Annotated in this window: 25 protein-coding genes and 1 pseudogene; 14 read left to right on the forward strand and 12 right to left on the reverse strand. The window is 65.9% G+C overall.

The genetic code is table 11. The features are described from left to right. Window positions 1-134: 134 nt before the first annotated feature. From P0204_RS05330 to P0204_RS05340, 3 genes are all read right to left on the reverse strand, one after another. Window positions 135-887, reverse strand: a complete 753-nt coding sequence (locus P0204_RS05330; RefSeq protein ID WP_276222336.1) for a VOC family protein — start codon at window positions 885-887, stop codon at window positions 135-137. A gap of 31 nt (window positions 888-918) precedes the next feature. Further along, window positions 919-1,365: a TIGR04206 family protein gene (locus P0204_RS05335; RefSeq protein WP_276222337.1), complete on the reverse strand. Its 447-nt coding sequence runs from the start codon at window positions 1,363-1,365 to the stop codon at window positions 919-921. Window positions 1,366-1,478: 113 nt separating this feature from the next. After that, window positions 1,479-2,591, reverse strand: a complete 1,113-nt coding sequence (locus P0204_RS05340) for an OBG GTPase family GTP-binding protein (protein WP_276222339.1) — start codon at window positions 2,589-2,591, stop codon at window positions 1,479-1,481. Window positions 2,592-2,726: 135 nt separating this feature from the next. Between P0204_RS05340 and P0204_RS05345 the strand changes: the two genes are divergently transcribed. Both P0204_RS05345 and P0204_RS05350 read left to right on the forward strand, forming a co-directional pair. After that, window positions 2,727-2,927 carry a VNG_1110C family protein gene (locus P0204_RS05345; RefSeq protein ID WP_276222341.1) on the forward strand — a complete coding sequence of 67 codons (201 nt, stop codon included), beginning with the start codon at window positions 2,727-2,729 and terminating at the stop codon, window positions 2,925-2,927. Between the two features lie 129 nt (window positions 2,928-3,056). Beyond that, window positions 3,057-3,545: a 50S ribosomal protein L11 gene (locus tag P0204_RS05350; RefSeq protein ID WP_276222343.1), complete on the forward strand. Its 489-nt coding sequence runs from the start codon at window positions 3,057-3,059 to the stop codon at window positions 3,543-3,545. Between the two features lie 20 nt (window positions 3,546-3,565). Here the strand turns inward: P0204_RS05350 and P0204_RS05355 are convergent, their stop codons facing one another. Next, window positions 3,566-5,209 (reverse strand): sensor histidine kinase, encoded by a 1,644-nt coding sequence (locus P0204_RS05355; protein WP_276222345.1) that lies wholly within the window; start codon window positions 5,207-5,209, stop codon window positions 3,566-3,568. 150 nt (window positions 5,210-5,359) lie between these two features. Between P0204_RS05355 and P0204_RS05360 the strand changes: the two genes are divergently transcribed. From P0204_RS05360 to P0204_RS05375, 4 genes are all read left to right on the forward strand, one after another. Then, complete coding sequence (locus tag P0204_RS05360) at window positions 5,360-5,998, forward strand: 50S ribosomal protein L1 (RefSeq protein WP_276222346.1); 639 nt, start codon at window positions 5,360-5,362, stop codon at window positions 5,996-5,998. 1 nt (window position 5,999) lies between these two features. Continuing rightward, the gene (locus tag P0204_RS05365) at window positions 6,000-7,046 is read left to right on the forward strand and encodes a 50S ribosomal protein L10 (protein WP_276222348.1); all 1,047 of its coding nucleotides are present in this window, start codon (window positions 6,000-6,002) and stop codon (window positions 7,044-7,046) included. Between the two features lie 15 nt (window positions 7,047-7,061). Beyond that, the gene (gene rpl12p / locus P0204_RS05370) at window positions 7,062-7,412 is read left to right on the forward strand and encodes a 50S ribosomal protein P1 (protein WP_276222350.1); all 351 of its coding nucleotides are present in this window, start codon (window positions 7,062-7,064) and stop codon (window positions 7,410-7,412) included. A gap of 109 nt (window positions 7,413-7,521) precedes the next feature. Beyond that, a complete protein-coding gene (locus tag P0204_RS05375; protein WP_276222351.1) occupies window positions 7,522-8,748 on the forward strand; it encodes a tripartite tricarboxylate transporter permease in 1,227 nt (408 codons plus the stop codon). Here the strand turns inward: P0204_RS05375 and corA are convergent. The 3 genes and pseudogenes from corA to cysS form a co-directional block, all read right to left on the reverse strand. After that, window positions 8,743-9,719: pseudogene (gene corA, locus P0204_RS05380) on the reverse strand (magnesium/cobalt transporter CorA). The gene P0204_RS05375 and the pseudogene corA overlap by 6 nt on opposite strands. Further along, window positions 9,716-9,883: a hypothetical protein gene (locus P0204_RS05385; RefSeq protein ID WP_276222353.1), complete on the reverse strand. Its 168-nt coding sequence runs from the start codon at window positions 9,881-9,883 to the stop codon at window positions 9,716-9,718. The pseudogene corA and the gene P0204_RS05385 overlap by 4 nt, the downstream one beginning before the upstream one ends. A gap of 116 nt (window positions 9,884-9,999) precedes the next feature. Then, window positions 10,000-11,478 carry a cysteine--tRNA ligase gene (gene cysS / locus P0204_RS05390; RefSeq protein WP_276222355.1) on the reverse strand — a complete coding sequence of 493 codons (1,479 nt, stop codon included), beginning with the start codon at window positions 11,476-11,478 and terminating at the stop codon, window positions 10,000-10,002. 62 nt (window positions 11,479-11,540) lie between these two features. Between cysS and P0204_RS05395 the strand changes: the two genes are divergently transcribed. Further along, window positions 11,541-12,011 (forward strand): type IV pilin domain-containing protein, encoded by a 471-nt coding sequence (locus tag P0204_RS05395; RefSeq protein ID WP_276222357.1) that lies wholly within the window; start codon window positions 11,541-11,543, stop codon window positions 12,009-12,011. Here the strand turns inward: P0204_RS05395 and P0204_RS05400 are convergent. After that, window positions 12,008-12,475 (reverse strand): DUF7523 family protein, encoded by a 468-nt coding sequence (locus P0204_RS05400; protein ID WP_276222359.1) that lies wholly within the window; start codon window positions 12,473-12,475, stop codon window positions 12,008-12,010. The genes P0204_RS05395 and P0204_RS05400 overlap by 4 nt on opposite strands. A gap of 85 nt (window positions 12,476-12,560) precedes the next feature. Between P0204_RS05400 and P0204_RS05405 the strand changes: the two genes are divergently transcribed. Together P0204_RS05405 and P0204_RS05410 are read left to right on the forward strand one after the other, a co-directional pair. Further along, the gene (locus P0204_RS05405) at window positions 12,561-13,442 is read left to right on the forward strand and encodes a CbiX/SirB N-terminal domain-containing protein (RefSeq protein ID WP_276222361.1); all 882 of its coding nucleotides are present in this window, start codon (window positions 12,561-12,563) and stop codon (window positions 13,440-13,442) included. A 70-nt stretch (window positions 13,443-13,512) separates the two neighbouring features. Next, window positions 13,513-14,595 carry a DR2241 family protein gene (locus P0204_RS05410; protein ID WP_276222363.1) on the forward strand — a complete coding sequence of 361 codons (1,083 nt, stop codon included), beginning with the start codon at window positions 13,513-13,515 and terminating at the stop codon, window positions 14,593-14,595. On the opposite strand, the gene P0204_RS05415 is transcribed toward P0204_RS05410, so the two are convergent. Both P0204_RS05415 and P0204_RS05420 read right to left on the reverse strand, forming a co-directional pair. Next, entirely contained in the window at window positions 14,592-15,146 is a 555-nt protein-coding gene (locus P0204_RS05415) for a DUF7524 family protein (protein WP_276222365.1), read from the reverse strand. The two genes, P0204_RS05410 and P0204_RS05415, sit on opposite strands and share 4 nt — an antisense overlap. 33 nt (window positions 15,147-15,179) lie before the next feature. Next, window positions 15,180-15,374 carry a methytransferase partner Trm112 gene (locus tag P0204_RS05420; RefSeq protein ID WP_276222366.1) on the reverse strand — a complete coding sequence of 65 codons (195 nt, stop codon included), beginning with the start codon at window positions 15,372-15,374 and terminating at the stop codon, window positions 15,180-15,182. A gap of 87 nt (window positions 15,375-15,461) precedes the next feature. On the opposite strand from P0204_RS05420, the gene P0204_RS05425 reads away from it, so the two are divergent. Further along, the gene (locus P0204_RS05425; RefSeq protein WP_276222368.1) at window positions 15,462-15,821 is read left to right on the forward strand and encodes a group I truncated hemoglobin; all 360 of its coding nucleotides are present in this window, start codon (window positions 15,462-15,464) and stop codon (window positions 15,819-15,821) included. Between the two features lie 3 nt (window positions 15,822-15,824). Here P0204_RS05425 and P0204_RS05430 read toward each other — a convergent pair whose 3' ends face one another. Then, complete coding sequence (locus tag P0204_RS05430) at window positions 15,825-17,201, reverse strand: adenylosuccinate synthase (RefSeq protein WP_276222369.1); 1,377 nt, start codon at window positions 17,199-17,201, stop codon at window positions 15,825-15,827. Between the two features lie 197 nt (window positions 17,202-17,398). On the opposite strand from P0204_RS05430, the gene P0204_RS05435 reads away from it, so the two are divergent. Next, window positions 17,399-17,704, forward strand: coding sequence for a hypothetical protein (locus tag P0204_RS05435; protein ID WP_135304560.1), 306 nt, complete (start codon window positions 17,399-17,401; stop codon window positions 17,702-17,704). A gap of 40 nt (window positions 17,705-17,744) precedes the next feature. Here the strand turns inward: P0204_RS05435 and P0204_RS05440 are convergent, their stop codons facing one another. Continuing rightward, complete coding sequence (locus P0204_RS05440) at window positions 17,745-20,315, reverse strand: DUF7527 domain-containing protein (RefSeq protein ID WP_276222373.1); 2,571 nt, start codon at window positions 20,313-20,315, stop codon at window positions 17,745-17,747. 129 nt (window positions 20,316-20,444) lie between these two features. On the opposite strand from P0204_RS05440, the gene P0204_RS05445 reads away from it, so the two are divergent. From P0204_RS05445 to ctaD, 3 genes are all read left to right on the forward strand, one after another. Continuing rightward, window positions 20,445-20,840, forward strand: coding sequence for a DUF7541 family protein (locus tag P0204_RS05445; protein ID WP_276222375.1), 396 nt, complete (start codon window positions 20,445-20,447; stop codon window positions 20,838-20,840). Window positions 20,841-20,888: 48 nt separating this feature from the next. Continuing rightward, entirely contained in the window at window positions 20,889-21,140 is a 252-nt protein-coding gene (locus tag P0204_RS05450; protein WP_276222377.1) for a DUF6684 family protein, read from the forward strand. Between the two features lie 179 nt (window positions 21,141-21,319). After that, window positions 21,320-23,113 (forward strand): cytochrome c oxidase subunit I, encoded by a 1,794-nt coding sequence (gene ctaD / locus P0204_RS05455; RefSeq protein WP_276222379.1) that lies wholly within the window; start codon window positions 21,320-21,322, stop codon window positions 23,111-23,113. Window positions 23,114-23,205: the final 92 nt, after the last annotated feature.

The following is a 23,205-nucleotide window of genomic DNA, read 5'->3' on the forward strand; positions in this document are numbered from 1 at the left end:
CAGTAGAGACGATACGGCCGCGTTCAACGCCGGTTCGATTTTGTATCAGCCGCGTGTCATCGCTTCGTCAGACACCTGTAGAAAAAGTGTAAATTTCGGCCTGCTCGTGGTACTTTGCCCGAGCTAGTCGGGACTCAGTTGGTCACGACCTCGATCTCGTGGCCGTCGAGGTCTTTGGTGAACGCGTACCGGTCGTCGCAACTCGCCGGGTCGCGGTACTCCTCGGCGTGGCGATCCATGAGTGTCCCCCACGTCTCGTGGAGGTCGTCGGTCCGGACCGCGAGGTGTCCCCAGGCGTCGCCCAACTCGTAGGACCGCCCGTCGTAGTTGTAGGTCAACTCGACCGACATCGCCTCCGGCGGTGCGTCGCCGGGCTCGACGAAGTACAGCGCGAAGTCGTCGAACTCCTCCCGCCGGGTGAGGTCGTAGTCCAGTTTGCGGACGTACCAGCCGATCGCCTCGTCGGCGTCCTCGACACGGAGCATCGTGTGATCCAGCGACCACTTCGCGCCGTGGTCGCGCTCGACGATCTCGACCTCGTGGCCGTCGGGATCTTTGACGAAGGCGTAGGAGCCACCACAGGAGTCCGGATCGCGGTAGTCCTCCACGCCGGCGTCCATCAGTTCCTCGTAGGCCTCGTAGACGTCCTCACAGCGGACGGCGATGTGCCCCCAGGCGTCCCCCATCGTGTACGTGCGCCCGTCGTGATTGTACGTCAGCTCCAGAAGCGCCCCCTGATCGTGGACGTCCTCGGGGCCGAGGAAGACGTTCGTGAACGTCTCCGCCTCCCAGCGTCCCTTCTCCTCGTAGTCGAGGAAGGTCTGGTACCAGTCGAGCGCGGCGTCCAGATCCTCGACGCGCATCATCGTATGATCCAGTGTCAGCATATCCGGATCGAAGGCCGGCGGGGCGAAAAGACTACCGGGAGCGGCCACCGCTGGCAGGGGCGACGAGCGGCCAGTAGTACCACCACGCGACGGCCAACAACAGAACGGTCCCGACCGGGAGCGCGACGTAGCCGATCCGGCGGTTGAATCCCAGGAACACGCTCACCTGTGTGAGTCCGGCACCGACGAGTGCGAGCGCAGTGATCCGCTCGTCCTCGCGCCAGACGACACCCGACACCGCGCTCGCGAGCGCGAGGAGATAGAGGACGACGCCGCTCCGCCAGGCTTCGATGAACGCAGGGAGTCCCTGAGTGAACCGATAGAAGTAGTCGTAGATCGAGACCACGGCCGGCGGGTTCGTGTTGAACAGCCCGAAGGTGAACAGCACCGTCAACTCACCGCCGATAACCAGAACCGTCCACGGGAGAACCCCGACGGCGAGGACGGCGATCAGGCGTCGGCGCGGACCCTGTCCCATACCGGTAGCCAGTGGTGGAGCGGTATATCACTCACGGACGCGCGCTCGCGGGTGCACGCGAGACCGCAAGAGAAGACACAGATAGCTCGGACGAAGTGAGGGTAATCGGCCGCTCACTTCCTGGCGATGATCCGGAGCACGTCCTCGTCGGCGAGTTCGTGGTCGCGGCCGACCTGTTGTTCGTCGTGTTTCGCACTGGGACCGGAGACACGGGCGAAGCGGAACCGGTCGTCGAAACTCCCGCCCAGCTTCTCGCAGGCCGCACCGACGGTATCGCCCTCGCGGAGGATCAGTGGCTCCTCGTAGTCGACGCCGCGGCCGGGTTTGTCCATGTAGATCCGGATCAGGCCGAGTTCGTCCCAGATCCGTTCGGTGAGTCCGTCGAGTCCCCGCTCCTCCTCGGCGCTGATGAAGATCGCATCGTCGGGGTCGATGTCGCGGTCCTCTAGTTCGCTCTCGACCGTCGGGAGGTAGTCGGGCTCGATGAGGTCGGCCTTGTTCACGACGGTGATCGAGGGCAGATAGACGCGGTTGTCCATCACGCCGTCGATCAGCCGGTCGAGATCGACCTGCTCACCGATCGTCACGTCGGCGTTGACGTAGCCGTGTTCGCGCAACACGGACTTGATCGTCTCCTCGTCGAGGTCCAGATCGACCGAGCTGTTGACTCTGAGCCCGTCTTTGGCTTTCTTGCGGATGTTGACCCGCGGGGGCTCTTGGTCGAGACGGATCTTGTTCTTGTAGAGTTCCTCGGAGAGTCGGTCGTACTGGTCGATCTCGAAGACGGAGACCAGGAAGACGATGAGATCCGCAGTCCGAACCACCGAGAGGACTTCCTGCCCGTCCCCGCGGCCGCCGGCGGCCCCCTCGATGAGTCCCGGAACGTCGAGAATCTGGATGTTGGCACCCTTGTGTTTGAGCATTCCCGGGTACACGTCGAGAGTCGTGAACTCGTAGGCGCCCGTCTCTGAGTCGGCGTTGGTCAACGCGTTCAACAGCGTCGATTTCCCGACGCTGGGAAAGCCCACGAGCGCGACGGTCGCGTCCCCGTGTTTCTCGACACCGTAGCCACCACCGCCACCGGAGGAGGACTGCTGTTGTTCGAGTTTCTCCTTTTTTTCGGCGAGTTTCGACTTCAACCGGCCGATGTGTGCCTCCGTGGACTTGTTGTAGGGCGTACTGGCGATTTCGTCCTCCAGTTCCTGGATCTCCTCTTCGAGCCCCATCGTGTGTACGTCGGCCCCTCACACCGAATAAGACTTTCTTCCCTGGGTCGCGACGCGTGGCGACGGCGGACTATCCCGAACAATCACACATGTAATTCGATACACCTATACGGCGCCCACCATCAAAAACCGACAATGGCAGACGCGAACCGGTTCCGCGACAGTACGCAGATCCTGTTGCCAGCGGGTGCACTCGACGGCGTCCGCGAGGAACTCGAACAACAGTTCACCCTCACGGTCCGGGAGGAGGGGAACCAGGTCCGGATCATCGGTTCGCCAGTCGAGATCAAGGACGCCGGCGACTTCCTCGCGATGAACGGCGTGGCCTTCGCGTGATCGCGACGCCGTGCCGGATCGAGCGGTTTGCTGGAAGCCGGCGGTACCGACGAAAACAGCCATGTGTGGCGGTCACGCGGGTGCCGGTGAAGCGCAATCCTTTAAGCCGCCGGGAGAAATGACCCATACATGGCTGGAACTATCGAAGTACTCGTTCCCGGTGGAGAGGCCAATCCCGGCCCGCCGCTCGGTCCGGAACTCGGCCCGACACCGGTGGACGTACAGGCAGTCGTCCAGGAGATCAACGACCAGACGGAAGCGTTCGACGGGACCGAGGTCCCGGTCACGATCGAATACGAGGACGACGGCTCGTTCACCATCGAAGTCGGTGTCCCGCCGACGGCCGAACTCATCAAAGACGAGGCCGGCTTCGACACCGGAAGCGGCGAACCCCACGAGGAGTTCGTCGCCGACCTCTCCGTCGATCAGATCAAGCAGATCGCGGAGCAGAAACACCCCGACCTGCTCTCCTACGACCTGAAGAACGCAGCGAAGGAGGTCGTCGGGACCTGTACTTCGCTGGGCGTCACCATCGAGGGCGAGAACCCTCGCGAGTTCAAAGCGAAGATCGACGCCGGCGAGTACGACGACGTGTTCGCGGCGGAAGCGTCGGCATAACCCGTCTGTACTGCGGTTCTTTAGGCGCGCTCCTCGGTAGCCTCGGCCCCGGGCAGCGTGATCGTGATCGCCGTTCCGCGCTGTGTCCCGGTAGCGACTGATATCTCGCCGCCGAGTGAGTCGACCAACCACTTCACGAGCCACAGCCCCAGTCCGTTCCCGTGTGAGGTCGGTGTCTCGTCGCGGGTTCCGGCGAGCAGTTCCGTTTCGAGGTCCGGAATGCCCGGGCCGTTGTCGGCGACGGTGATGGCCGCAGTGTCGGCCTGGCAGGACACGCGAAACGTCACGCTGCGGTCCGAAGCGGGCAGGTCGTTGTGTTCGAGCGCGTTCCGTCCGAGTTCCGTGACGAGTGGGAAGAGGACCCGGGCCGCGTAGACCGGGACCGCCTCGCCGAGGTCGGTTTCGATCGCCGCCTCGGGGTACTCTTCACGGAGCGTCTCGGCGATCTCGTCGATCGCACGTGTCGCGTCGATACGGTCGATCCCGGTCGGGTTGCCGCTCCACAGTTCGTTTTGGATCGTGCGTGCGTGCTCGCTCATCTCCATGAACGACTCGGCCCTGGCCTGGATGCGTTCCGCCGAGCGCTCGACCGGCTCGGGGACGCCGTCGGTGTCGAGGATCCGCTCGGCGGACAACAGGATCACGGACATATCGTTCCGGAGGTTGTGGCGGAACACGCGATTGAACACGAGCATCTGGGATGTCCGGCGGTCCAGTGTCGCGGCCAGTTCGCTGAACCGGTGTGAGATCCGTTGCCACTCCGTCGTCGTCCCCAGATCGACGGTCGTCCCGTAGTTCCCCGACTCGAGCGCGTCGAAACCAGCGACGAGTTCGTCGATCTGTCGGATCGTCAACCGCGACGCCCAGATTCCAAGGACGGCAACGGCAAACAGTGTCAGAGCGAGCGCACCGAACTGGTAGGTGCTCGCCCGCCGGATCGGTTGTGCGACGGCCGCCCTGTCGACGGCGACGGTGACCGTCCAGCCAGTCCGATCGACGGGGGCGGTCGCAGTGAACCGCTCACCGCTCGGGGGCGGGTCCGAGTAGAGTCGCGTGTCGTCGACCGAGCGGACGGTCAACGCCTGTTCCGGGGGCAGTAGCGTCGTCGAGGACTCGAAGAAGTTCGTCGCCGTGAGGTGGAACGCGCCGTTGAGCGTCCCGACGACGGTCCCCTGTTGTCTGATCGGTGCCGAGATCGTGACGATGAAATGTCCGCTTTCGGCTTCGAACGGGGCGCTAATGTACTGCTTCCCGTCGAGCGCTTCCTGGACGTACGGTCTGGTACTGAAGTCGGTCCCGGTTAGTTCGTCCCGTCGCTCGGCGGAGAGCCCCGCCGAGTCGATCGCGACCATCGTCCCGTTTGCGGCGACGACCGACACCCCCTCGAACGCCGTCTGGGCTCGAAAGGTGGCGAGAGCTCCTCGCTGTGCGGGTGCTCCGTGGGCCGCGATGTCGTCGTTGGTGGCCCAGAGTGCGACCGTCGACTGTTTCTCCCCCAGTCTCGTGTCGATATCGTGGGCGACTGTCTCTGCGGACGTGTTGAGCCTCGTTCGCTCCTGTTGTGTGACCTCCTGTTTGTGGAGGGAAAACCCGGCGAAGACGACCCCGGAGAGGACAAGCGCGACTGCGGCGAGCGTCAGGAGAAACGTCGTCCGCAGGTGCATTGTCGTGTAGTGAAGCCATCGAAGCATAAATCGATCGGGAAGGTGGGTTCGACGCTTTTAAGTGTCGCATTGGCATCTACTCGGACGAGACAGGCATCCGCCTGTTTCACTGACCCGTAGAAGCCACTTGGCGTACTACGGAGGTGAACAATGGCAGATCAAGAAATAGAGCAAGCAGTCTCTCGCGCACTCGAGGACGCACCCCAGCGGAATTTCCGTGAAACGGTGGACCTCGCGATCAACCTGCGCGACCTAGATCTTAACGACCCGTCGAACCGCGTCGACGAGTCCGTCGTTCTGCCTTCCGGCACCGGTCAGGAGACCACGATTGTGGTCTTCGCCGAGGGTGAGACAGCCCTCCGTGCCGAGGAGGCAGCCGACGACGTACTCGACCACGACGATCTCGAAGAGCTTGGCGACGACGACGACGCCGCCAAGGACCTCGCCGATGACACCGACTTCTTCATCGCGGAGAAGGGACTCATGCAGGACATCGGCCGATACCTCGGGACCGTCCTGGGCCCACGCGGGAAGATGCCGGAACCACTCGATCCCGACGACGACGTCGTCGAGGTCATCAACCGCATGAAAAACACCGTCCAGCTGCGCAGCGGGGAGCGGCGAACGTTCCACACGCGCGTCGGTGCACAGGACATGTCCGCCGAGGACATCGCCGACAACATCGACGTCATCCTGCGCCGTCTGCACGCGGACCTCGAAAAGGGGCCGATGAACATCGACACGGTCTTCGTCAAGACCACGATGGGCCCCGCCGTGGAGGTGGCCTGAGATGAGCGCCGAAGGAGAGCGAAAGACCGAGACGATCCCGCAGTGGAAACAGGACGAGGTCGACGACATCGTCGGGATGATCGAATCCTACGAGAGCGTCGGCGTCGTCAACATCGCGGGGATTCCGTCCCGCCAGCTCCAGGACATGCGTCGTGACCTGCACGGCACCGCGGAGCTTCGGGTCGCCCGGAACACGCTCCTCTCGCGTGCGGTCGAGGAGGTCGACGACGGTCTCGAACAGCTCACCGACTACGTGGCCGGACAGGTCGGTCTCATCGGGACGAACGACAACCCGTTCTCGCTGTTCCAGTCTCTCGAAGCGTCGAAGACGCCCGCACCGATCGGTGCCGGCGAGATCGCGCCCAACGACATCGTGATCCCCGAAGGGGACACGGGCGTCGATCCGGGTCCGTTCGTCGGTGAACTCCAGAGTGTCGGTGCCGACGCACGCATCCAGGAAGGATCGATCCAGGTCCTCTCGGACTCGACCGTGCTCGACGCCGGCGAGGAGGTCTCCCAGGAGCTCGCGAACGTACTGAACGAGCTCGGGATCGAGCCCAAGGAAGTCGGGCTCGATCTCCGTGCGGTGTTCGCCGACGGCGTCCTGTTCGAACCCGACGAACTCGAACTGGACGTCGAGGCCTACGAGAGCGACATCAAGGCGGCCGCCGGGCGGGCGTTCAACCTCTCGGTCAACGCCGAGTACCCGACCGCGACGACGGCCCCGACGCTGCTGCAGTCGGCCCGCGCCGACGCCAAGAGCCTCGCGCTCCAGGCAGCCATCGAGGACCCCGAGGTCGTCCCCGACCTCGTGAGCAAGGCCGACGCACAGGTCCGCTCGCTCGCCGCGCAGATCGACGATCCGGAGGCGCTGCCCGAGGAACTCCAGGACGTGGAGGCCGAGGCAGCCACAGAGGAACCGGCTGACGACCAAGACGACACCGCATCCGACGAGCCCGCCGACGAGGACGCCGCGGCCGAGGAGGCCGAGGACGACGATGATGACGACGACGAAGACGCCGGCGACGCGCTCGGAGCGATGTTCTAACTCACAACGACAACAATGGAATACGTTTACGCTGCACTCATCCTGAACGAATCGGGCGAAGAGATCAACCAGAGCAACCTCACCGACGTGCTCGAAGCCGCCGGTGTCGACGTCGAGGAATCCCGCGTCAAGGCACTCATCGCCGCGCTGGAAGACGTCGATATCGAGGAGGCCGTCGAGCAGGCGTCGGCCGCACCGGTCCCGGCAAGCGGTGGCGCCGCGGCACCCGCTGCTGACGACACCGACGACGACGCCGACGACGGTGACGACGAGGCCGAAGAAGCTGCCGACGAGGGCGGCGACGACGGCGACGACGACGAGGACGACGAGGCCAGCGGTGAAGGTCTCGGCGAACTCTTCGGCTAAGTCGACGACGACACACACCTTTCTTTGCGCGACGCGACCGGGTAGCGACTGCGTTCCCGACACCGGGCCGCCCTGACGTTCAAGTACCGGCACGGGGCCAGGCCCGGGCGTGTTCGGGCTTCCCGCCGTCGGGCTGTCGACGCCGACCCTGCCGTTGCTCGTCGCCATCGTGGCCGGTGTCGGCCTCGGGACCGTCAGCGGCCTCGTCCCGGGGCTGCACGCCAACACGTTCGCGCTGCTGCTGGCAGCGGTCGCGGGAGCGGTCCCTGGTTCGGCGGTCGCCGTCGGCGCGGCGATGCTGGCCGCCGGCGTGACACACACCTTCCTCGATATCGTCCCGGCGCTGGCACTGGGCGTCCCCGATCCGGCGATGGCGGCCAACGCCCTTCCCGGACACCGGCTGGTGATCCAGGGTCGCGGCCGGGAGGCGTTGCGGCTCTCGGCGCTGGGCAGTGGACTGGCCGTGGCGTTTGCAGTGCCCCTCGCCGTCCCAGTGACGCTCGTGATGCAGCGAGCGTACCCGCTCGTCGCGGAACGGCTCCCGCTGGTGCTGGGCGCTATCGCGGCACTGCTGGTCGTGACCGAACAGGACCGGCGAGCAGCGGTCGGCGCCTGCTGTTCGCTCGCCGCGAGCGGCGCGCTGGGCGGCTGGCTGCTCGATGCGTCCGTCTCGGCGGTGCTCCCGGTGGCAGACGTGCTCGTCCCGCTGTTCTCGGGGCTGTTCGGTGCGCCGGTGTTGCTCTCGGCCATCGACGGGGACGGCGTCCCGCCACAGTCGGGGACCACGGTGACCGTCCCGCGGAACACGGTAGCACGACTGGCGGCCGTCGGGACGCTCTGTGGCGCCGTCGTCGGCTATCTCCCGGGAGTCTCCAGCGCCGTCGCGGCGACCCTGGCGCTCGGACTGACGAGCGGGCGCGGCCCGCGGGCGTTCACCGTGACGACCAGCGGCGTCAACACGGCGACGGCCGTCTTCGCCCTGTTCGCCCTCGTCGCGCTCGGGACTCCCAGAACCGGCGTGCTGGTCGCGCTCGACCAGGTCGGTCCGCCGCTGGCGCTGCCCTGGCTGCTCACGGCCGTCGCCGTCGCCGCGCTCTCCGGTGCCGTCCTCGTCCCCCTCCTCGGGGACCGCTACCTGCGGACGGTCGGCCGGCTCGATCCGGCCGCCCTCTCGGTGTCGGTACTCGTCGGCCTGCTCGTGCTGTCGTACGTCTTCGCCGGTGGGGTCGGCGTCGGCGCGTTCGGGCTGGCCACGGCTGTCGGTCACCTCCCGCCGTATTTCGGCGCTCGGCGCGCGACGCTCATGGGGGTGTTGCTCGTCCCGTTGGCGTTATAAGTAGCCCCGCTGGCGGAAGTGGACGAGCATGACGACGACGATGAACACCATGCCGACCATCGTCGCCGGGTAGCCGAACGTCCAGCTCAGTTCGGGCATGTTGTACGGGCTATCGGCGAAGTTCATACCGTAGACCCCGACGACGAACGTCAGCGGGATGAAGATCGTCGCGACCACCGTCAACACCTTCATCACCTCGTTGGTCGACTGCGAGAGCGTGTTGAGGTAGATGTCCCGAGCGCCGCGACCAGGTCGCGGTAGGTCTCGGTGAGATCGACCACCTGGACGAGGTGGTCGTAGACGTCACGGAAGTACTTCTCCGTCTCCTGCTGGATCTGGTCCGGATCACCGCGGGCCAGGACTCCCACGGCCTCCCGTGTCGGCCAGGCGACCTTCCGGAACGAGAGGAGGTCCCGGCGGACGTCGTTGATCTTCTCTAAGGTCTCGATCTCCGTCGAGACGGTCACCTCCTCCTCGATCTCCTCGATGTCGGTCTCGATGCCGTCGAGCAGATCGAAGTAGCCGTCGACGATGAGGTCGATGACCCGGTAGGCGGTGAAATCCGGCCCGCGGTGGAGGAGGCGTTCGTCGCCGCGGGCGACGGCGTCGAGGACTCGCTGGACTGGCTGGGCCGGTCCTGTCGCGACGGTGACGACCCAATCGTTCCCGATGAACACCCCGACGGGACTGGTCGCGACCTCCTTCTCGAAGGTCGTCTCCCCAGGCGTGAGCGTCGCGGTCTTCAGCAACACGAAGGTGTAGGTCGGGAACTCCTCGGTCTTGGCCCGGACCTGGCTCTGGATGTCCTCGATGGTGAGCGGGTGCAGATCGAACGCCGACCGGACGCTGTCGAGTTCCTCGACCGTCGCCTCGGCGGCGTGAACCCAGGTCGTCCCGGTCGCTTGTCGCGCCGCCGTGAGGTCGTCGTACTCGACGGGCTGGCCGTCGGCGTAGACGACCGCGGAGATCACGCTTCCTCCTCGCCCGGGACTCGCCCGATCGAGAGGACCGTGAGTCCGACCATGACGGCAGTTATCGAGAACGCACGGCCGGGGTAGGGGACGACCACGCCCGCGACGTATCCGGCGACGCCCACGAGCGTCAGCACGGCCCCGGCGATGGCGGCGGGATGCATGGGCCACACCTCGCGCCGCCCGTAAAAAAAACGTACCCCCGGCGCGGAGATCCGGTGGTCTGTAACAGGCGTCCATCGGTCCCGGACACGACGAGAGACCACCGACCACAGGCCGCTTACAGCCGGTAGGTCGGTCCGTCGTCGGTGTCCTGAACTTCCACACCGATTGCTTCGAGTTCGTCACGGAGTTCGTCGGCGCGCTCGTAGTTGCCGGCCGCCCGCTCCTGTTCGCGGACGTTCAAGACGAGTTCCACGAGGTCGCCGGCGACAGTGACGTCGCTGTCCTGCTCGGTCCCGAACCCGAGTCCAAGCACCTCGCCGCCGAACGTCTCAAAGGCCGCGATAGCTTGCCGGAGTCCCCGGTAGTCGTATGCCTCGTGGTCGTCGACGTGAGTGTTGACCGCCGCCGTCAGGTCCAGCAGGGCAGTCGTCGCCTCCCGGGTGTTGAAGTCGTCGTTCATCGCCGCGGCGAACGCGTCGGTAGCCGTCTCGACCGCCGACCGCAGCGTCTCGTCGGTGACCGTCGCGTAGGCGTCGACGCTGTCACAGGCCTCGACGGCCCGCTCGTAGCCCCGTTCCAGTCGGTCCCAGCGTTCCTGGGCCTCCGTGATAGTCTCGTCGCTGTAGGTGGCCCGCGAGGTGTACGCCGTCGACAGCAGGAAGGTCCGGAGTACGTCGGGACCGAACTCCGCGACGGCCTCGCTGACGGTGAAATAGTTCCCCAGCGAGGAGGACATCTTCTCGTCGTCGGTCTCCAGCAGGCGGACGTGGAGCCAGTAGTTGGCGAACTGCTGGCCGGTCGCGGCCTCGCTCTGGGCGATCTCGTTCTCGTGGTGGGGGAAGACGAGGTCCTGGCCCCCGACGTGGACGTCGATGGTCTCGTCGAGGTGGGTCATCGACATCGCCGAACACTCGATGTGCCAGCCTGGACGCCCTTCGCCCCAGGGGGAATCCCACGTCTGGGCGGTCTCGCAGGCCTCCTCGGCGGGGTCGGCTTCGGGGTGTCGGTGCTCGGCGATATCCTCGGGGCCGACGCCGCCGGCCTTCCAGAGGGCGAAATCCGCCGGGTGGCGCTTCTCGGACTCGGCGTCGGTCCCCTGTGCCTCGATGTCCTCGACAGTCTGGTTCGAGAGTTCGCCGTACGCCTCGAAACTCGTCACGTCGAAGTACACCGACCCGTTGGCCTCGTAGGCGTGGCCGCCCTCGACGAGGCGTTCGACCAGGTCGACGATCTCGGGGACGTGTTCGGAGACGCGCGGGTAGACCTCGGCCCGGTCGAGGTTCAGCGAGCGCATGTCCTCGATGACCTGCCGGACGTAGTGGCGTGCCACGTCGGCCTCGCTGTCGCCGTCCTCGCCGACTCGGGCGACGATCTTCTCGTTGACGTCGGTGAAGTTCTCGACGTGGCGGACGTCGTAGCCGACCTGCTCCAGCCAGCGACACATCACGTCGACGTGGACCCAGCCGCGGGCGTGGCCCAGGTGAGGTGGGTCCGAAGTCGTCAGTCCGCAGTAGTAGAGCAAGACAGAGTCGGGGTCCGACGGTTCGAAGCGTTCTTTCTCGCCGGTCAGCGTGTTCGTCACGCGAAGCGTCATTACCCGTGTCCACTCCGCCCGTTCGTTTCAAGCCGTCGGAACGGCTCGATTGCCCAACCGATATGTACGACATCGACAAACAGACTGCCGTGAACCGTGGGAGAACCGGGAGAGCGTCCGCGCCAGTACTGGGAAACCTGCTGCTCGTCGTGGTCGTGATCGTCTTCGCCGCCGGGCTTTCGATGTTCGCCTTCGACATCGGGGAGTCGCTCGACGGCAGCGAGCCGACCGCGTCGGTGACGATCACCACGGCGACAGAGCCCAGTCGGAGTGCGGACTGTCACCCGACGATGGAGACGACGTTGTTGCGGATCAGCCACGAGGCCGGGAGCACCGTCCCGACCGACGAACTCCGCCTGACCGGCGCGACGCCAACCGGTGGGGGCCTCGCGTTGACCGACCGTTGTACGGGACTGGGGAGCCAGTTGAGCGCGGGGGACTCGTTCACCGTCGCCGCGCTGGCCGACGACAGCGTCGAACTCCGGTGGCAAAAGGCGGGGACGAACGTCACACTGGCCGAGTGGTCGGGTTAGCTCACGACCGCTTCGACCACTCTGAGTGCGTCCGGGCCGTCCCGCCGCCCGACGGCGACGATCAAGGAGTCCCTGTCGGCAGCCGCCACCTCGACCTCGATATCGGTCGCCCGGAGACGGCCGAGTACGTCGCCCAACAGCCGGGGGGAGACATCGCCCGTGGCGACGATGCCGGTGAGCGAGCCACCGCCAGCAGCCAGCGACCGGTCGCCGACCGTCACGAGCGGGTCGCCGTCGGCCGGGCCGAGTCCGCTCCGCATGGAGACACGGGCGTCCCCGGACGGAGGGTCGTAGTCGTCCAACTCCTCGGCGAAGCGGCGAAGCGCCGTCGCGACGGCCTCCGTGTCGCCGTCGACGTCGAGGGTTCGCGCGGCGGCGGTGTAGTTGACCACACCCGCCCGGAGCGCGTCGTAGAGGAACGGCCGCGCCCTGGCTGCGTCACGTGTCTGAGCTGCGAGTGACATACCTACGTCGCCGTTCCGGACAGTCAAAAGCGTGTCTCGCCGTCGTGGCGAAGCTCCTAAGACCGGTTCGACCTAACGCCGAACTATGAAGCCAGCGCTCGTCATCGCGGCCCACGGGTCGCATCTCAACGCCGAGTCGAGCACCCCGACGTTCAGCCACGCCGATACGATCCGCGCGACCGGCGCGTTCAGCGAGGTCCGCGAGTCCTTCTGGAAGGAGGAACCGGCCTTCCGGGAGGGGCTGCGGACCGTCGACGCCGAGGAAGTGTATCTGGTTCCCCTGTTCGTCTCGGAGGGGTATTTCACCGAGCAGGTCATCCCCCGGGAGTTCCGCCTGGAGGGGTGGGACCCCGACCTCTGGGAGTCGGACGGCACCAGCGCGAGCGACGCGAGCCTGACCGCCGGCGACACCGGGCAGACGGTCCACTACTGTGGTCCGGTCGGGACCCACGACTCGATGAGCGATGTCATCGTCCAGCGCGCCAAGTCCGTCACCGGCGACCCGGACGTGGGCGAGGGGTTCGGCCTCGCGGTGGTCGGCCACGGCACCGAACGCAACGAGAACTCCGCGAAGGCGATCGAATACCACGCCGACCGCATCCGGGAGATGGACCGTTTCGACGAGGTGCAGGCGCTGTTCATGGACGAGGACCCCGAGGTCGACGACGTGACCGACTTCTTCGAATCGGAGGATATCGTCGTGGTCCCGCTGTTCATCGCCGACGGCTACCACACCCAAGAGGACATCCCCGAGGACATGGGGCTCTGTGAGGACTACCGCGAGGGGTACGACGTGCCGACCGAGGTCGACGGCCACGATATCTGGTACGCCGGTGCCGTCGGCACCGAACCGCTGATGGCGGACGTAGTGTTGGAGCGGGCCGCCGACGCCGGCGCGGACGTCTCGGGCGCGATCGATCAGGTCCGGGACCGGACCCGCGGTGCCGACCCCGCGACCGGGGACTGAAAGAGCGCGTCGGGCACCGGTATCGCAGTGGAACGGGCGGCTTTTTGCGATCGGCCTCCAACCCGGAGGCATGGACGACACCCGCGTCGAGGCGTTCGCCGACGCCGCCGCCGACGGCGTCGACTTCGACGGCATCGAGGCGCAGGTCGAGGGCGACAGCTACACGCTCTCGACGGCCGACGGGACCACTGCCGAGGGGTCGGTCGCGGCCCTCGCCGACGTGGACCCCGCCGTCGAGCGCTACGTGACGAACTGGTACTTCTGGCACGCGACGGCCCCACAAGCCGAACCGCGGTGGGCGTTTCTCCGGTGGCTCGAAGGCGCCGACGAGCACGCGGTCCCCGAGCGGTACGACCGCCTCGACGGCGGGGTGACGACCACCTGGGGGGAACTGGCCGTCACCGTCGAACTCGATGCGGACGGCGACCGCGTCTACGACCTGCGCCACGAGGCCGACCGCGGTGTCGACGCCGACGACCTGGACCGCTACGACGACCCTGTCGCCGCCCGCGAACTCGCGAAACACGACGAGCGGGACCGGTATCGGCCGCTCAAGACGGCCCCGACCCTACAGACGGGATGGGTGTTCCCCGAACTGGACCCCGCCGCGCTGGTCGAGACCGTCCACGCGTTCTACCCGGCGACCGTCCAGAACTGGTACCGGGAACGGCAGGGTGACCTCGACGTGACCCACTGGCACGAGACCACCCAGCGCCAGACCGGGATCTACGGCGTCGTCAAGACCTGGGACCGCGGCGAGGGGTACGAACACGTCAACTGGGTCGCCGAGGCCTGCTGTGACGACTCCCAGTGTCTCAAGCGCCGCGAGTGGGAGTACGACGGGGAGACCGACCTCGACGTCGACGGGGGCGACGGCGAGTTCCCCTGCCGGGAACCGTGCTCGGTCGTCATCACGGCCGCCCGCCAGTGGACGAAGATCGAGTCCGAACAGCCCCGGACCTACGAGTTCGAGTTGACGCCCAGCGAGAAAGAGCAGGTCGAGGAGATCGTCGACGCCGTCGCCGACGGCCGGGTCGACGACATCCGCGAGGCCGACATCTACGACGGGGCGAACCGGTACCGAGCCAGGTTCCTTCGTGCGAAGCTGTTCGACGACGAAGGTAACTTCGACGGCGTCCCGACCGAGGACTAAGCCAGCAGGCTGTACAGCGCGACCAACACGCCGACGACGACGACCGCGGCGCCGACGAAGACGGCGGTGTTCTGGAACACGGCGACGGCACCCAGCGCAGTGAGCAACGCGACCGTCGCCAGCACCATCACCGGGAGCGTCCCGATCGAGCCCGGGAGCTCCGGGGAGTCCGGCTCGGGTTTCGGTGCCGGTGTCGAGAGGTCGTCCCCCACCTCGACGGTCTCCTCCGTCTCGTCGGGCTCGACGAGCGCGACATCGACCAGACGGGTCTGTGCGCCGTAGCCACTGACGACCTTGAGGTTCCCCCGAACCGACCCGTCGCCGGTCACCTCGACGCGAACGAGCCGGTCCCCCTCGCGGTCGACGTAGTGGTTCGTCGCGGCCAGCGACGCAACCGACGAGAGGTCACTGTCGAGGTGGAGATGGACGTGGGTTGGCTCGCCGTGGTTGATCAGCCGGATGTCGAACCCACCCGTCGACTCGTAGTCCGCCGGGACCTCCAGCCCGTGGATCTCCTCGCGGTTGATGTGGATCGGCAACGGATCGGGCACAGTTACGACTGCGCGCGGACGCAAGAAAAAGGTTCAGGCCGGTGCTTCGTCGCGCATATCCGGCGGCAGCAGGTTCGGGATACCGTCCTCGATCGGGAACCGCTCGCCACACTCGGTACAGACCAGCGTCCCGGCCAGGATCTCCTCGCCGTCCCGCTCGTCGACATCGAGTTCGAGGTCGTGCTTGTCGAGCGGACAGCAGATGATCTCCATCAGATCCTCTTTCATGGTATCGGGTCGGTCCGGCGGCCCCAAAAGCGTGCCGCTACCCCGACGACCGCGGGCTTTTTGTCGCCGGGCCAGCCCTCACAACGTATGAGCGAGACGCTCTACGACCGACTCGGCGGTGCCGATGGGATCGAAGCCGTCGTCGAGGACTTCTACGACCGGGTGCTCGACGACGACTCGCTCGTCGAGTACTTCGCGGACACCGACATGGCCGAACTCCGCGAGCACCAGCGGGAGTTCATCACGATGGTAACCGGCGGCCCGACCGAGTACGACGGCGCGGACATGCGAACCGCACACGCGCACCTCGACCTCGACGGAGCCGACTTCGCGGCCGTCGCCGGCCACCTCGACGACGCGCTGGCGGCAGCGGGCGTCGCGGACGAGGACAGAGAGGCGGTGCTATCGGCGGTCGCCGACCTCGAAGACGACGTGTTGAACCGCTGAGAATCAGAAGGGGTGTTCGCGGACGATGGTCTCGCCACGACCGGGGCCGACACCGATCGCGTACACCGGCGTGTCGAGTTCGGCCTCGATGTATTCGACGTAGCCCTTCGCGTTCTCGGGAAGCGCTTCGTACCCCTCGGCGGCGACCCCGGCCCAGTCGACCTCGGGCCACCCCTCGAAGGTCCGGAAGTTCGCCTCACAGCGACTCCATTGCTCGGTAGTGGCGGGCATCGCGGCGAGTTCCTCGCCGTCGAGCGTGTACGTGTGCCCGACCTTCACCTCGTCCAGTCCGGCGAGTACGTCCAGGTGGTTGAGTGCGAGCCCGGTGAACCCGGAGACTCTCGCGGCGTGGCGCAACATCGGCATGTCGAGCCAGCCGACACGGCGCGGTCGGCCGGTGACGGTGCCGTACTCGCCGCCCTCCTCGCGGATGTAGGTCGCCAGCTCCTCGTTCTCGCCCTCGCCCTGTTCGTCGTAGCCGGGCGTGTCGCCGGCGACACCGCCCAGTTCAGTCGGAAGCGGGCCGCTCCCGACGCGGGTGAGGTAGGCCTTGACGATACCGACGACTTCCCCGCCACCGACGACGCCGGGGCTCAGGCCCGTCCCGGTCGCCGCGCCGCCCGCGGTCGGGTTCGAGGAGGTGACGTAGGGGTAGTTGCCGTGGTCGATGTCGATGATGGTCCCCTGTGCGCCTTCGATCATGACGTTCTGACCCTCCTCTCTGGCCGCAGCGAGGAAGGCCCCGGCGTTGACAGTCATCTCCTCCGCCTCGAAGCGACGGCCGAACTCGCGGAACTCCTCGAACAGCGCGTCGACGTCGAACGCGTCGGGGTCCTCTAACTCCTCGATGTCGAGCCCGTAGACGTCCTCGACGACCGCGCGTTTCTGCGGGACGACGTACTCCAGTCGTTCACGGAGCACGTCGGGATCGAGCAGGTCGCCCACCCGGACCCCGCGCCGGCCGGCCTTGTCCTCGTAGGTCGGGCCGATCCCGCGGCCGGTCGTCCCGATCTCGTCGTCGTCTTCGCTCTTGATCTCCTCCTCGATACCGTCGAGGATACGGTGGTAGGGGAGGATGACGTGAGCACGTTCGGCGACGCGCACGTCGGGGTCGAGGCCGCGGTCCTGTAGCGTGTCGATCTCGTCGAACAGCGTCCGCGGGTTGACGACGCACCCGTTGCCGAGTACGCCGACCTTGCCGCGGATGGCTCCACTCGGCACGAGCGAGAGCTTGTACTCCTCGCCCTCGTGGACGACGGTGTGGCCGGCGTTGTCGCCGCCCTGGTAGCGCGCGACGACGTCCGCGTCGTCACCGTACAGGTCGACGATGCCGCCTTTCCCCTCGTCGCCGAGTTGCGAGCCGACGATGGTTACGGTCATCGCTCGGACGTTTTATCCTCCGTGATAAACCGATTACGGTCCCTCCCGATCCGTGTGGCCCGTCCCCGAAATGGTGGCGTCTCCCATGTGAACCGTTACGACGGGTTTAAGACAGGGGCGTGTGAAGCGGAAAACCCGGCAAAGCAGGCCGTCCGAGGGTAACTTTTAAATCCCGCTACCACAAGTTAACAATTGCCATGATAGACAGGCTTGAGAAGGAAGTCGACATGCTGGAGCGCCACTTACAGGTGCTCCGGATGGTCATCGAGAACGAGCCTATCGGGATCGTGAAGATGTCCAACGAGACCGGCTACCCCCACCACAAGGTTCGCTACTCGCTGCGGGTTCTCGAAGAGGAGAACCTCATCGAGCCCTCCAGTCAGGGAGCGATCACGACCGAGCAGACCGGTGAGTTCGTCGACGACTTAGACGAGAAGATCGACGAGATCATCGAGAAGCTCGAAGGGATGAAGATCGAAGACGCGGCCGAGATCGAAGGATAGCTTCGATACACGCCGAAACGCGTTCTGTCCGGTTCTCGAACTACAGTTCCGGGACGGCCATATTGAACTCTCCTTCCCGCGCTTCGAGCAGACAGAGGTGGTAGCCGTCGGACCGGGAGAGGCTGACGAAACTCGCCCGCTTGCTCCTGCTGAACAGTCCGCTCGCCGTCGCCTCTTCGGCCGTTTCGAGCGCCTCGGGAGCGAAGAAGCTCTCGGTCACCAGGAACGCGGCCGCCAGCGACGAACTGGTGTTGCCGAGCCGTTCGGTGGTCGTGAGCAGATCGCTCATCTGCTCCTCGGTGGCTGGCTCCTTGCGGTCGTTGATGTTGGCGACGATGAGCGGATTACCCATCCGGTCGCGCACGACCACGTCGTATCGCTCCTGCTCGCGGTGTTCGTCACCGTTTTCGACGTAGGTGATCGACACCTGTCCGTTGAGTTCGACCCGGTCGATCTCCGGGAGCGCGTCGTACAGGACCTCCATCTCGGTCGCGTGACCCGTGTCGCGGATCTCGTAGAGCAGTTTCGTGACGAGCCAACTGACGAACCGATACGGCAGACAGTCCGTCAGGAACTCGTGGAAGGGACGACCGTCGACGGTGACCGACTCGGCCTCGAACTGGGTGTGATACTGGATGCGGAGGTTCGCGTCGACGTCCTCGGGAGCGGCACTGCCGTCCCGTGCGTCGGCCAACGTCGGGTCGCTCTTGGAGTTGTATCTGACGAAGAGGTTCGTCCCGTCCAGTGCCTCCTCCGGAGCGAGCCGTTGGCTTGGGTCGGTGCCAGTCACGTGCTCGGGAAGCTGGTTTCGCAGCGACGACACCCGGTCTTCCAGCTGTGCGACCTGCTGGTTCGCTTCGCGGAGTTGTGCTTCCAGCCGCTCGCGCTCGGCCCTGAGATCCTCGTTTTCTCCTCTGAGATCAGTGTTTTCTGCCTCCAGGTCTGCGATCTCCGTCTCTAGTTGATCGACTGTCGCCGTCCGTTCGTCGAGTTCGGCACGCAGTTCCCTGACGCGCTCGTCGGCACGTCCTGACTGTGAAGCGTCCGGTGTCGACTGCGTCGGCTCTGTGGACGAGGCAGACGGTTCGCCGTGGGTTCCCCCAGCCCGCGTGGATGCTGACTCGGACTGTCGTGGCTGCGACTCCTGGTCGTGTCGCTGTGGGGTCTGTGTCGACTCCCGGCGCTGTGTTCCTCGGGTACCCGTCGTGTCCGATGGATCCGCGTCCCGATGCGGCGTCGAACGGGCTGTCGTCTCTGCCTGCTCGTCGCCGGCTCCGGGGCCGTCCTCGTCGGGCGTCGAATCGCTTAGTTGGGTGGACCGCTCCGGGTCGAGCGACGGGATCGATCGCGTCTCGAAGTCCGGGATCGCCGTGTCGCTCTCGGAGCGGGTCGCCGACGGCTCCGACCGTTCCTGGCTTGGTTCCGGAGCGGCTGACCCGGTGGACTGCTGTCGTGACGAGTCGCCCGGTTCGGGATCGCTGGCCTGGGACTCAGCGGTCGTCGGAGACTGTGGCTCGTCGGACCGTGTCGACCGATCTTCATCCGTGTCCTCGGAAGTCCTACGGGCGGTCGGGGTGTCGTCGAGATCCGACGACGAGTCCTCGGCGGACGGTGTCCGCTCGGTATCCTCTCGCTCGTCGGCTGTCTCCGGGGAGTCCCCTCGGCCGGCGTCGGACTGCCGCGGCTCGGGTTCGTTGGAGACTGGCTCCCGACCGCCGACGCTCTTCGATCCTGGCGGGCCGCCTGTAGAACGGGAGCCACGCTGTCCTGCATCCGAGGGCTCGTCGCTGGCGGCTGTTCCGGCCTCGTCTGAGGGCGCTTCAGTCCGCTCGCCCGCCGACCGTGCCCACTCGTCCGGGGACTGTTCGACCGTCGTCCGCGACTGGTCGCGTGACTCCGCGCCGGCGGTCGTCGACGGGTCCCCGCGCGTCTCTCTTCCCTGGCCCGCGGACCGATCGGTCCTGGCACCGCTCGTGGCGTCGTCGGCCCCCTCGGAGGCGGCGTCGCTCGTCGGCTGCGGGTCCCCACCACCGTGGGAGGTGTCGCCACCCGGCGCCCCCTGCGTCGTCGGCGATCCGGGTATCTCGATCGGCTCGATGTCGGCGGGGAACACCTCGTAGATGCCGACCTCGTCGTCGGCCTGCTGGAAGGCCTCGTCACCGGTGACCAACTGTTCGGATGTCCCGACCCAGGCGACGCTCATCGATCGCCCCTGGTGATAGACGACGTAGTAGTCCCCCGAGAGGACGTTCTCGGAGAGTTCGACGTAGCCGGTGAAGTTGCCGTCGGAGAGCGTCGCATCGACATCCGAGATCGAGGTGTCTTCGGTGTAGTACTGCCCCTGTGACTCCTGGCCCTGTGCCTGCATCACTGCCAGCAACGGGAGGGATTCGTGGGGTGCCTCGCGGGCGGTTCCCTCGGCGTCCTCGTAGTCCTCGATGTCGCCGTCGACGATCCCGATGACAGTCCCGTTGAGCATGAACAGACGGGCCGGCCCAGCGACGACGGCGCCGGAGAACTCCCGGTCGGCGAGCGTTCGGAGCCCCTCGTACCCACCGCGAACGGAGACCGGCTCCCACTCGTCGACCTGGTCGACAGTACGGCTACTCATTACCCTACCAAGCCACATTACCGACAAATAGTTTGTGCCCCCGTTCCCGGACGGCCGTGGCGGGATGGCTCGCGCTCCCACGCACGCGAGGTCCGATGCACATATGTCCTGTGAGCCGTAACTCCGGGTATGGACGAGGAACCAGGGTTGAGCGACCAGTATCCGACCGCGAGTCCGTGGCCACTGTTCGTCGCACTCGGGCTGGCGCTCTCGGAGGTCGGGGTGTTCGTCGGCCTGTTCCCGGTCGCCGTCTTCGGCCTCATCCTCTTTGGCGGGAGTGTCGCCGGTATCCTCACCGAATCAGGCTACGTCGAGCGGCCGTGGCCGACGCTGGTCGGCGTCGGCGTGACCCTCGCAGCTATCGCGGCCGCTATCGCCGTCCTCCAGCTCCCGGCCGCAGAACTGGTCGTCTCGAACATCGGCGAGGGACCGTTGTTCACCCGACTCGTCGCCGTCGTCATCGCGGGTGGCGTGATGGCCGCGATGGGCGGCGTCGGCTCGATCATGGAACAGAGCACCGTTTGAGCGAAACCAACAGTCTATTTACCGGCCTTCGCTAATCTCCATCCAGATATGGCATTGTTCGGGTTCGAAAAGGACACCCTACTCGATCTCACGGTCAACGTCATCCCGCTGGGCATCCTCGGGTTCTTCATCGTCGCGTTCGCCGTCGTGCCGGCCTTCGGCACCGACCCGGTGTTCTCGGGACTCCAGTTCGCGCTGATGATCACGATGTTCCTCCTCCTGGCGGTACTGACCTACTACGCCGGCAAAGCCGTCGAGGACGCCGAGAAGGCCGAACAGGCCGGCGAGGAAGAGGCGTAGCTCTCGGTCTCACTTCTCACACGTCCCGGTCGTCGGTCGCTGCCCAGCGACGGCAGGCCGTTTCTCCCGTCCTCGTCCGGAGAGATATCGGTCCCCGTTGCCGCCCTGTCCCCGACATATTCGGGTAGACTTTGAAAGGAATCGTCCCTTTCATTAGCACCCAGTCCTGAGGGGCCAGTATGGCAGCAGGAGATCTAGTGCTGACGGGGATGATGGCCGTCCTCCTCGTCGGCATCGCCGCGCTCTTGACGCGCATCGAAAACTGGCGCTCGTACACGCCACTGGCCGGGGGGACAGCCACCGGCGAGGATATCAGTGTCGTTCGCCGAGAGAAACCGGCCGGCATCATCCGCTGGCTGACGACAGTCGACCACAAGGATATCGGCATCCTCTACGGGCTGTTCGCGATCATCGCCTTCGCGGTCGGTGGCATCATGGCGATGCTCATCCGGCTCCAGCTCGTGACGCCGTCGGGCGCTTTGCTGGGGGCGAGCGCCTACAACTCCATCCTGACGAGTCACGGTATCACGATGCTGTTCCTGTTCGGGACGCCGATCATCGCGGCCTTCGCGAACTACTTCATCCCGCTGTTGATCGGCGCCGACGACATGGCGTTCCCGCGGATCAACGCGATCGCGTTCTGGCTGCTTCCTCCCGCTGCCTTGCTCATCTGGGCGGGCTTCTTCCTCGCGCCGGTCACCGAGAACATGATCGAACCGGCACAGACGGCCTGGACGATGTACGCGCCGCTGTCAGTCGAGCAGACCAACCCCGGCGTGGACCTGATGTTGCTCGGTCTGCACCTTTCCGGGGTCGCGACGACGATGGGGGCGATCAACTTCATCGCGACCATCTTCACCGAGCGTGACGAGGACGTCTCCTGGGCGAACCTCGACATCTTCTCGTGGACGATCCTCACTCAGTCGGCGCTCATCCTGTTCGCGTTCCCGCTGCTGGGGAGCGCACTCATCATGCTCCTGCTCGATCGGAACCTCGCGACGACGTTCTTCGCCGTCGAGGGCGGTGGCCCGCTGCTGTGGCAACACCTCTTCTGGTTCTTCGGTCACCCCGAAGTGTACATCCTCGTCCTCCCGCCGATGGGGCTGGTGAGTCTGATCTTGCCGAAGTTCTCGGGTCGGAAACTGTTCGGGTTCAAGTTCGTCGTCTACTCCACGCTCGCCATCGGGGTCCTCTCCTTTGGCGTCTGGGCCCACCACATGTTCTCGACGGGCATGGACCCACGACTGCGGGCCTCCTTCATGGCCGTCTCGCTGGCTATCGCGATCCCCAGTGCGGTCAAGACGTTCAACTGGATCACGACGATGTGGAACGGCCGTCTGCGGCTGACGGCCCCGATGCTGTTCTGTATCGGCTTCGTCTCGAACTTCATCATCGGCGGTGTCACCGGCGTCTTCCTCGCCGCAGTGCCGGTCGACCTGATCCTCCACGACACCTACTACGTCGTCGGGCACTTCCACTACGTCGTGATGGGTGCGATCGGCTTTGCGGTCTTCGCCGGGATCTACTACTGGTTCCCGATCTTCACCGGCCGGATGTACCAGCGGACCCTCGGGAAGGCACACTTCTGGCTCTCGATGGTCGGGACCAACCTGACGTTCTTCGCGATGCTGGCGCTGGGCTATCTCGGCATGCCCCGCCGGTACGCGACCTACGAGTTCAACGGTGCCATCGCGCCGCTCGCGCAGGTCGAGACGTTCCACCTGCTGGCGACGGTCGGCGCCGTGATCCTGATGGTCGGACAGCTCATCTTCGTCTGGAACCTCGTCCAGTCCTGGCTCGAAGGGCCGCGGGTCACCGACGGCGACCCCTGGAACCTCGAACGTGACGGCATGCTCGACCGCGAGTTCCAGTGGTTCGACGACCAGCTCGACACGGCGATCATGGACGGCGGCCAGGAACAGGGCGACGTGCGGACCGACGGCGGCGAACCCGTCGACGACGCCGAAGAGTAAGCTCGGTACTGTTTTCGCGGCGATCCGGTTCGTGTTCGCGGCGCTCCGTTATCCGGCCCCGGCGACCAGGACGATCGCAGTCAGAAACATCA

It is taken from the genome of Haloarcula halophila, from assembly GCF_029278565.1.
Taxonomy (GTDB): Archaea; Halobacteriota; Halobacteria; order Halobacteriales; family Haloarculaceae; genus Haloarcula; species Haloarcula halophila.

Excerpts from the sequence above, each read along its gene's own strand:
- P0204_RS05350 (WP_276222343.1), top strand. The coding sequence starts at position 3,057 with ATGGCTGGAACTATCGAAGTACTCGTTCCCGGTGGAGAGGCCAATCCC.
- P0204_RS05355 (WP_276222345.1), bottom strand. The coding sequence starts at position 5,209 with ATGCACCTGCGGACGACGTTTCTCCTGACGCTCGCCGCAGTCGCGCTT.
- P0204_RS05440 (WP_276222373.1), bottom strand. The coding sequence starts at position 20,315 with ATGAGTAGCCGTACTGTCGACCAGGTCGACGAGTGGGAGCCGGTCTCC.
- P0204_RS05425 (WP_276222368.1), top strand. The coding sequence starts at position 15,462 with ATGAGCGAGACGCTCTACGACCGACTCGGCGGTGCCGATGGGATCGAA.
- P0204_RS05400 (WP_276222359.1), bottom strand. The coding sequence starts at position 12,475 with ATGTCACTCGCAGCTCAGACACGTGACGCAGCCAGGGCGCGGCCGTTC.
- ctaD (WP_276222379.1), top strand. The coding sequence starts at position 21,320 with ATGGCAGCAGGAGATCTAGTGCTGACGGGGATGATGGCCGTCCTCCTC.
- P0204_RS05335 (WP_276222337.1), bottom strand. The coding sequence starts at position 1,365 with ATGGGACAGGGTCCGCGCCGACGCCTGATCGCCGTCCTCGCCGTCGGG.
- P0204_RS05340 (WP_276222339.1), bottom strand. The coding sequence starts at position 2,591 with ATGGGGCTCGAAGAGGAGATCCAGGAACTGGAGGACGAAATCGCCAGT.
- P0204_RS05435 (WP_135304560.1), top strand. The coding sequence starts at position 17,399 with ATGATAGACAGGCTTGAGAAGGAAGTCGACATGCTGGAGCGCCACTTA.
- P0204_RS05420 (WP_276222366.1), bottom strand. The coding sequence starts at position 15,374 with ATGAAAGAGGATCTGATGGAGATCATCTGCTGTCCGCTCGACAAGCAC.
- cysS (WP_276222355.1), bottom strand. The coding sequence starts at position 11,478 with ATGACGCTTCGCGTGACGAACACGCTGACCGGCGAGAAAGAACGCTTC.
- P0204_RS05345 (WP_276222341.1), top strand. The coding sequence starts at position 2,727 with ATGGCAGACGCGAACCGGTTCCGCGACAGTACGCAGATCCTGTTGCCA.
- P0204_RS05405 (WP_276222361.1), top strand. The coding sequence starts at position 12,561 with ATGAAGCCAGCGCTCGTCATCGCGGCCCACGGGTCGCATCTCAACGCC.
- P0204_RS05330 (WP_276222336.1), bottom strand. The coding sequence starts at position 887 with ATGCTGACACTGGATCATACGATGATGCGCGTCGAGGATCTGGACGCC.
- rpl12p (WP_276222350.1), top strand. The coding sequence starts at position 7,062 with ATGGAATACGTTTACGCTGCACTCATCCTGAACGAATCGGGCGAAGAG.
- P0204_RS05385 (WP_276222353.1), bottom strand. The coding sequence starts at position 9,883 with ATGCATCCCGCCGCCATCGCCGGGGCCGTGCTGACGCTCGTGGGCGTC.
- P0204_RS05360 (WP_276222346.1), top strand. The coding sequence starts at position 5,360 with ATGGCAGATCAAGAAATAGAGCAAGCAGTCTCTCGCGCACTCGAGGAC.
- P0204_RS05395 (WP_276222357.1), top strand. The coding sequence starts at position 11,541 with ATGTACGACATCGACAAACAGACTGCCGTGAACCGTGGGAGAACCGGG.
- P0204_RS05410 (WP_276222363.1), top strand. The coding sequence starts at position 13,513 with ATGGACGACACCCGCGTCGAGGCGTTCGCCGACGCCGCCGCCGACGGC.
- P0204_RS05445 (WP_276222375.1), top strand. The coding sequence starts at position 20,445 with ATGGACGAGGAACCAGGGTTGAGCGACCAGTATCCGACCGCGAGTCCG.
- P0204_RS05450 (WP_276222377.1), top strand. The coding sequence starts at position 20,889 with ATGGCATTGTTCGGGTTCGAAAAGGACACCCTACTCGATCTCACGGTC.
- P0204_RS05365 (WP_276222348.1), top strand. The coding sequence starts at position 6,000 with ATGAGCGCCGAAGGAGAGCGAAAGACCGAGACGATCCCGCAGTGGAAA.
- P0204_RS05430 (WP_276222369.1), bottom strand. The coding sequence starts at position 17,201 with ATGACCGTAACCATCGTCGGCTCGCAACTCGGCGACGAGGGGAAAGGC.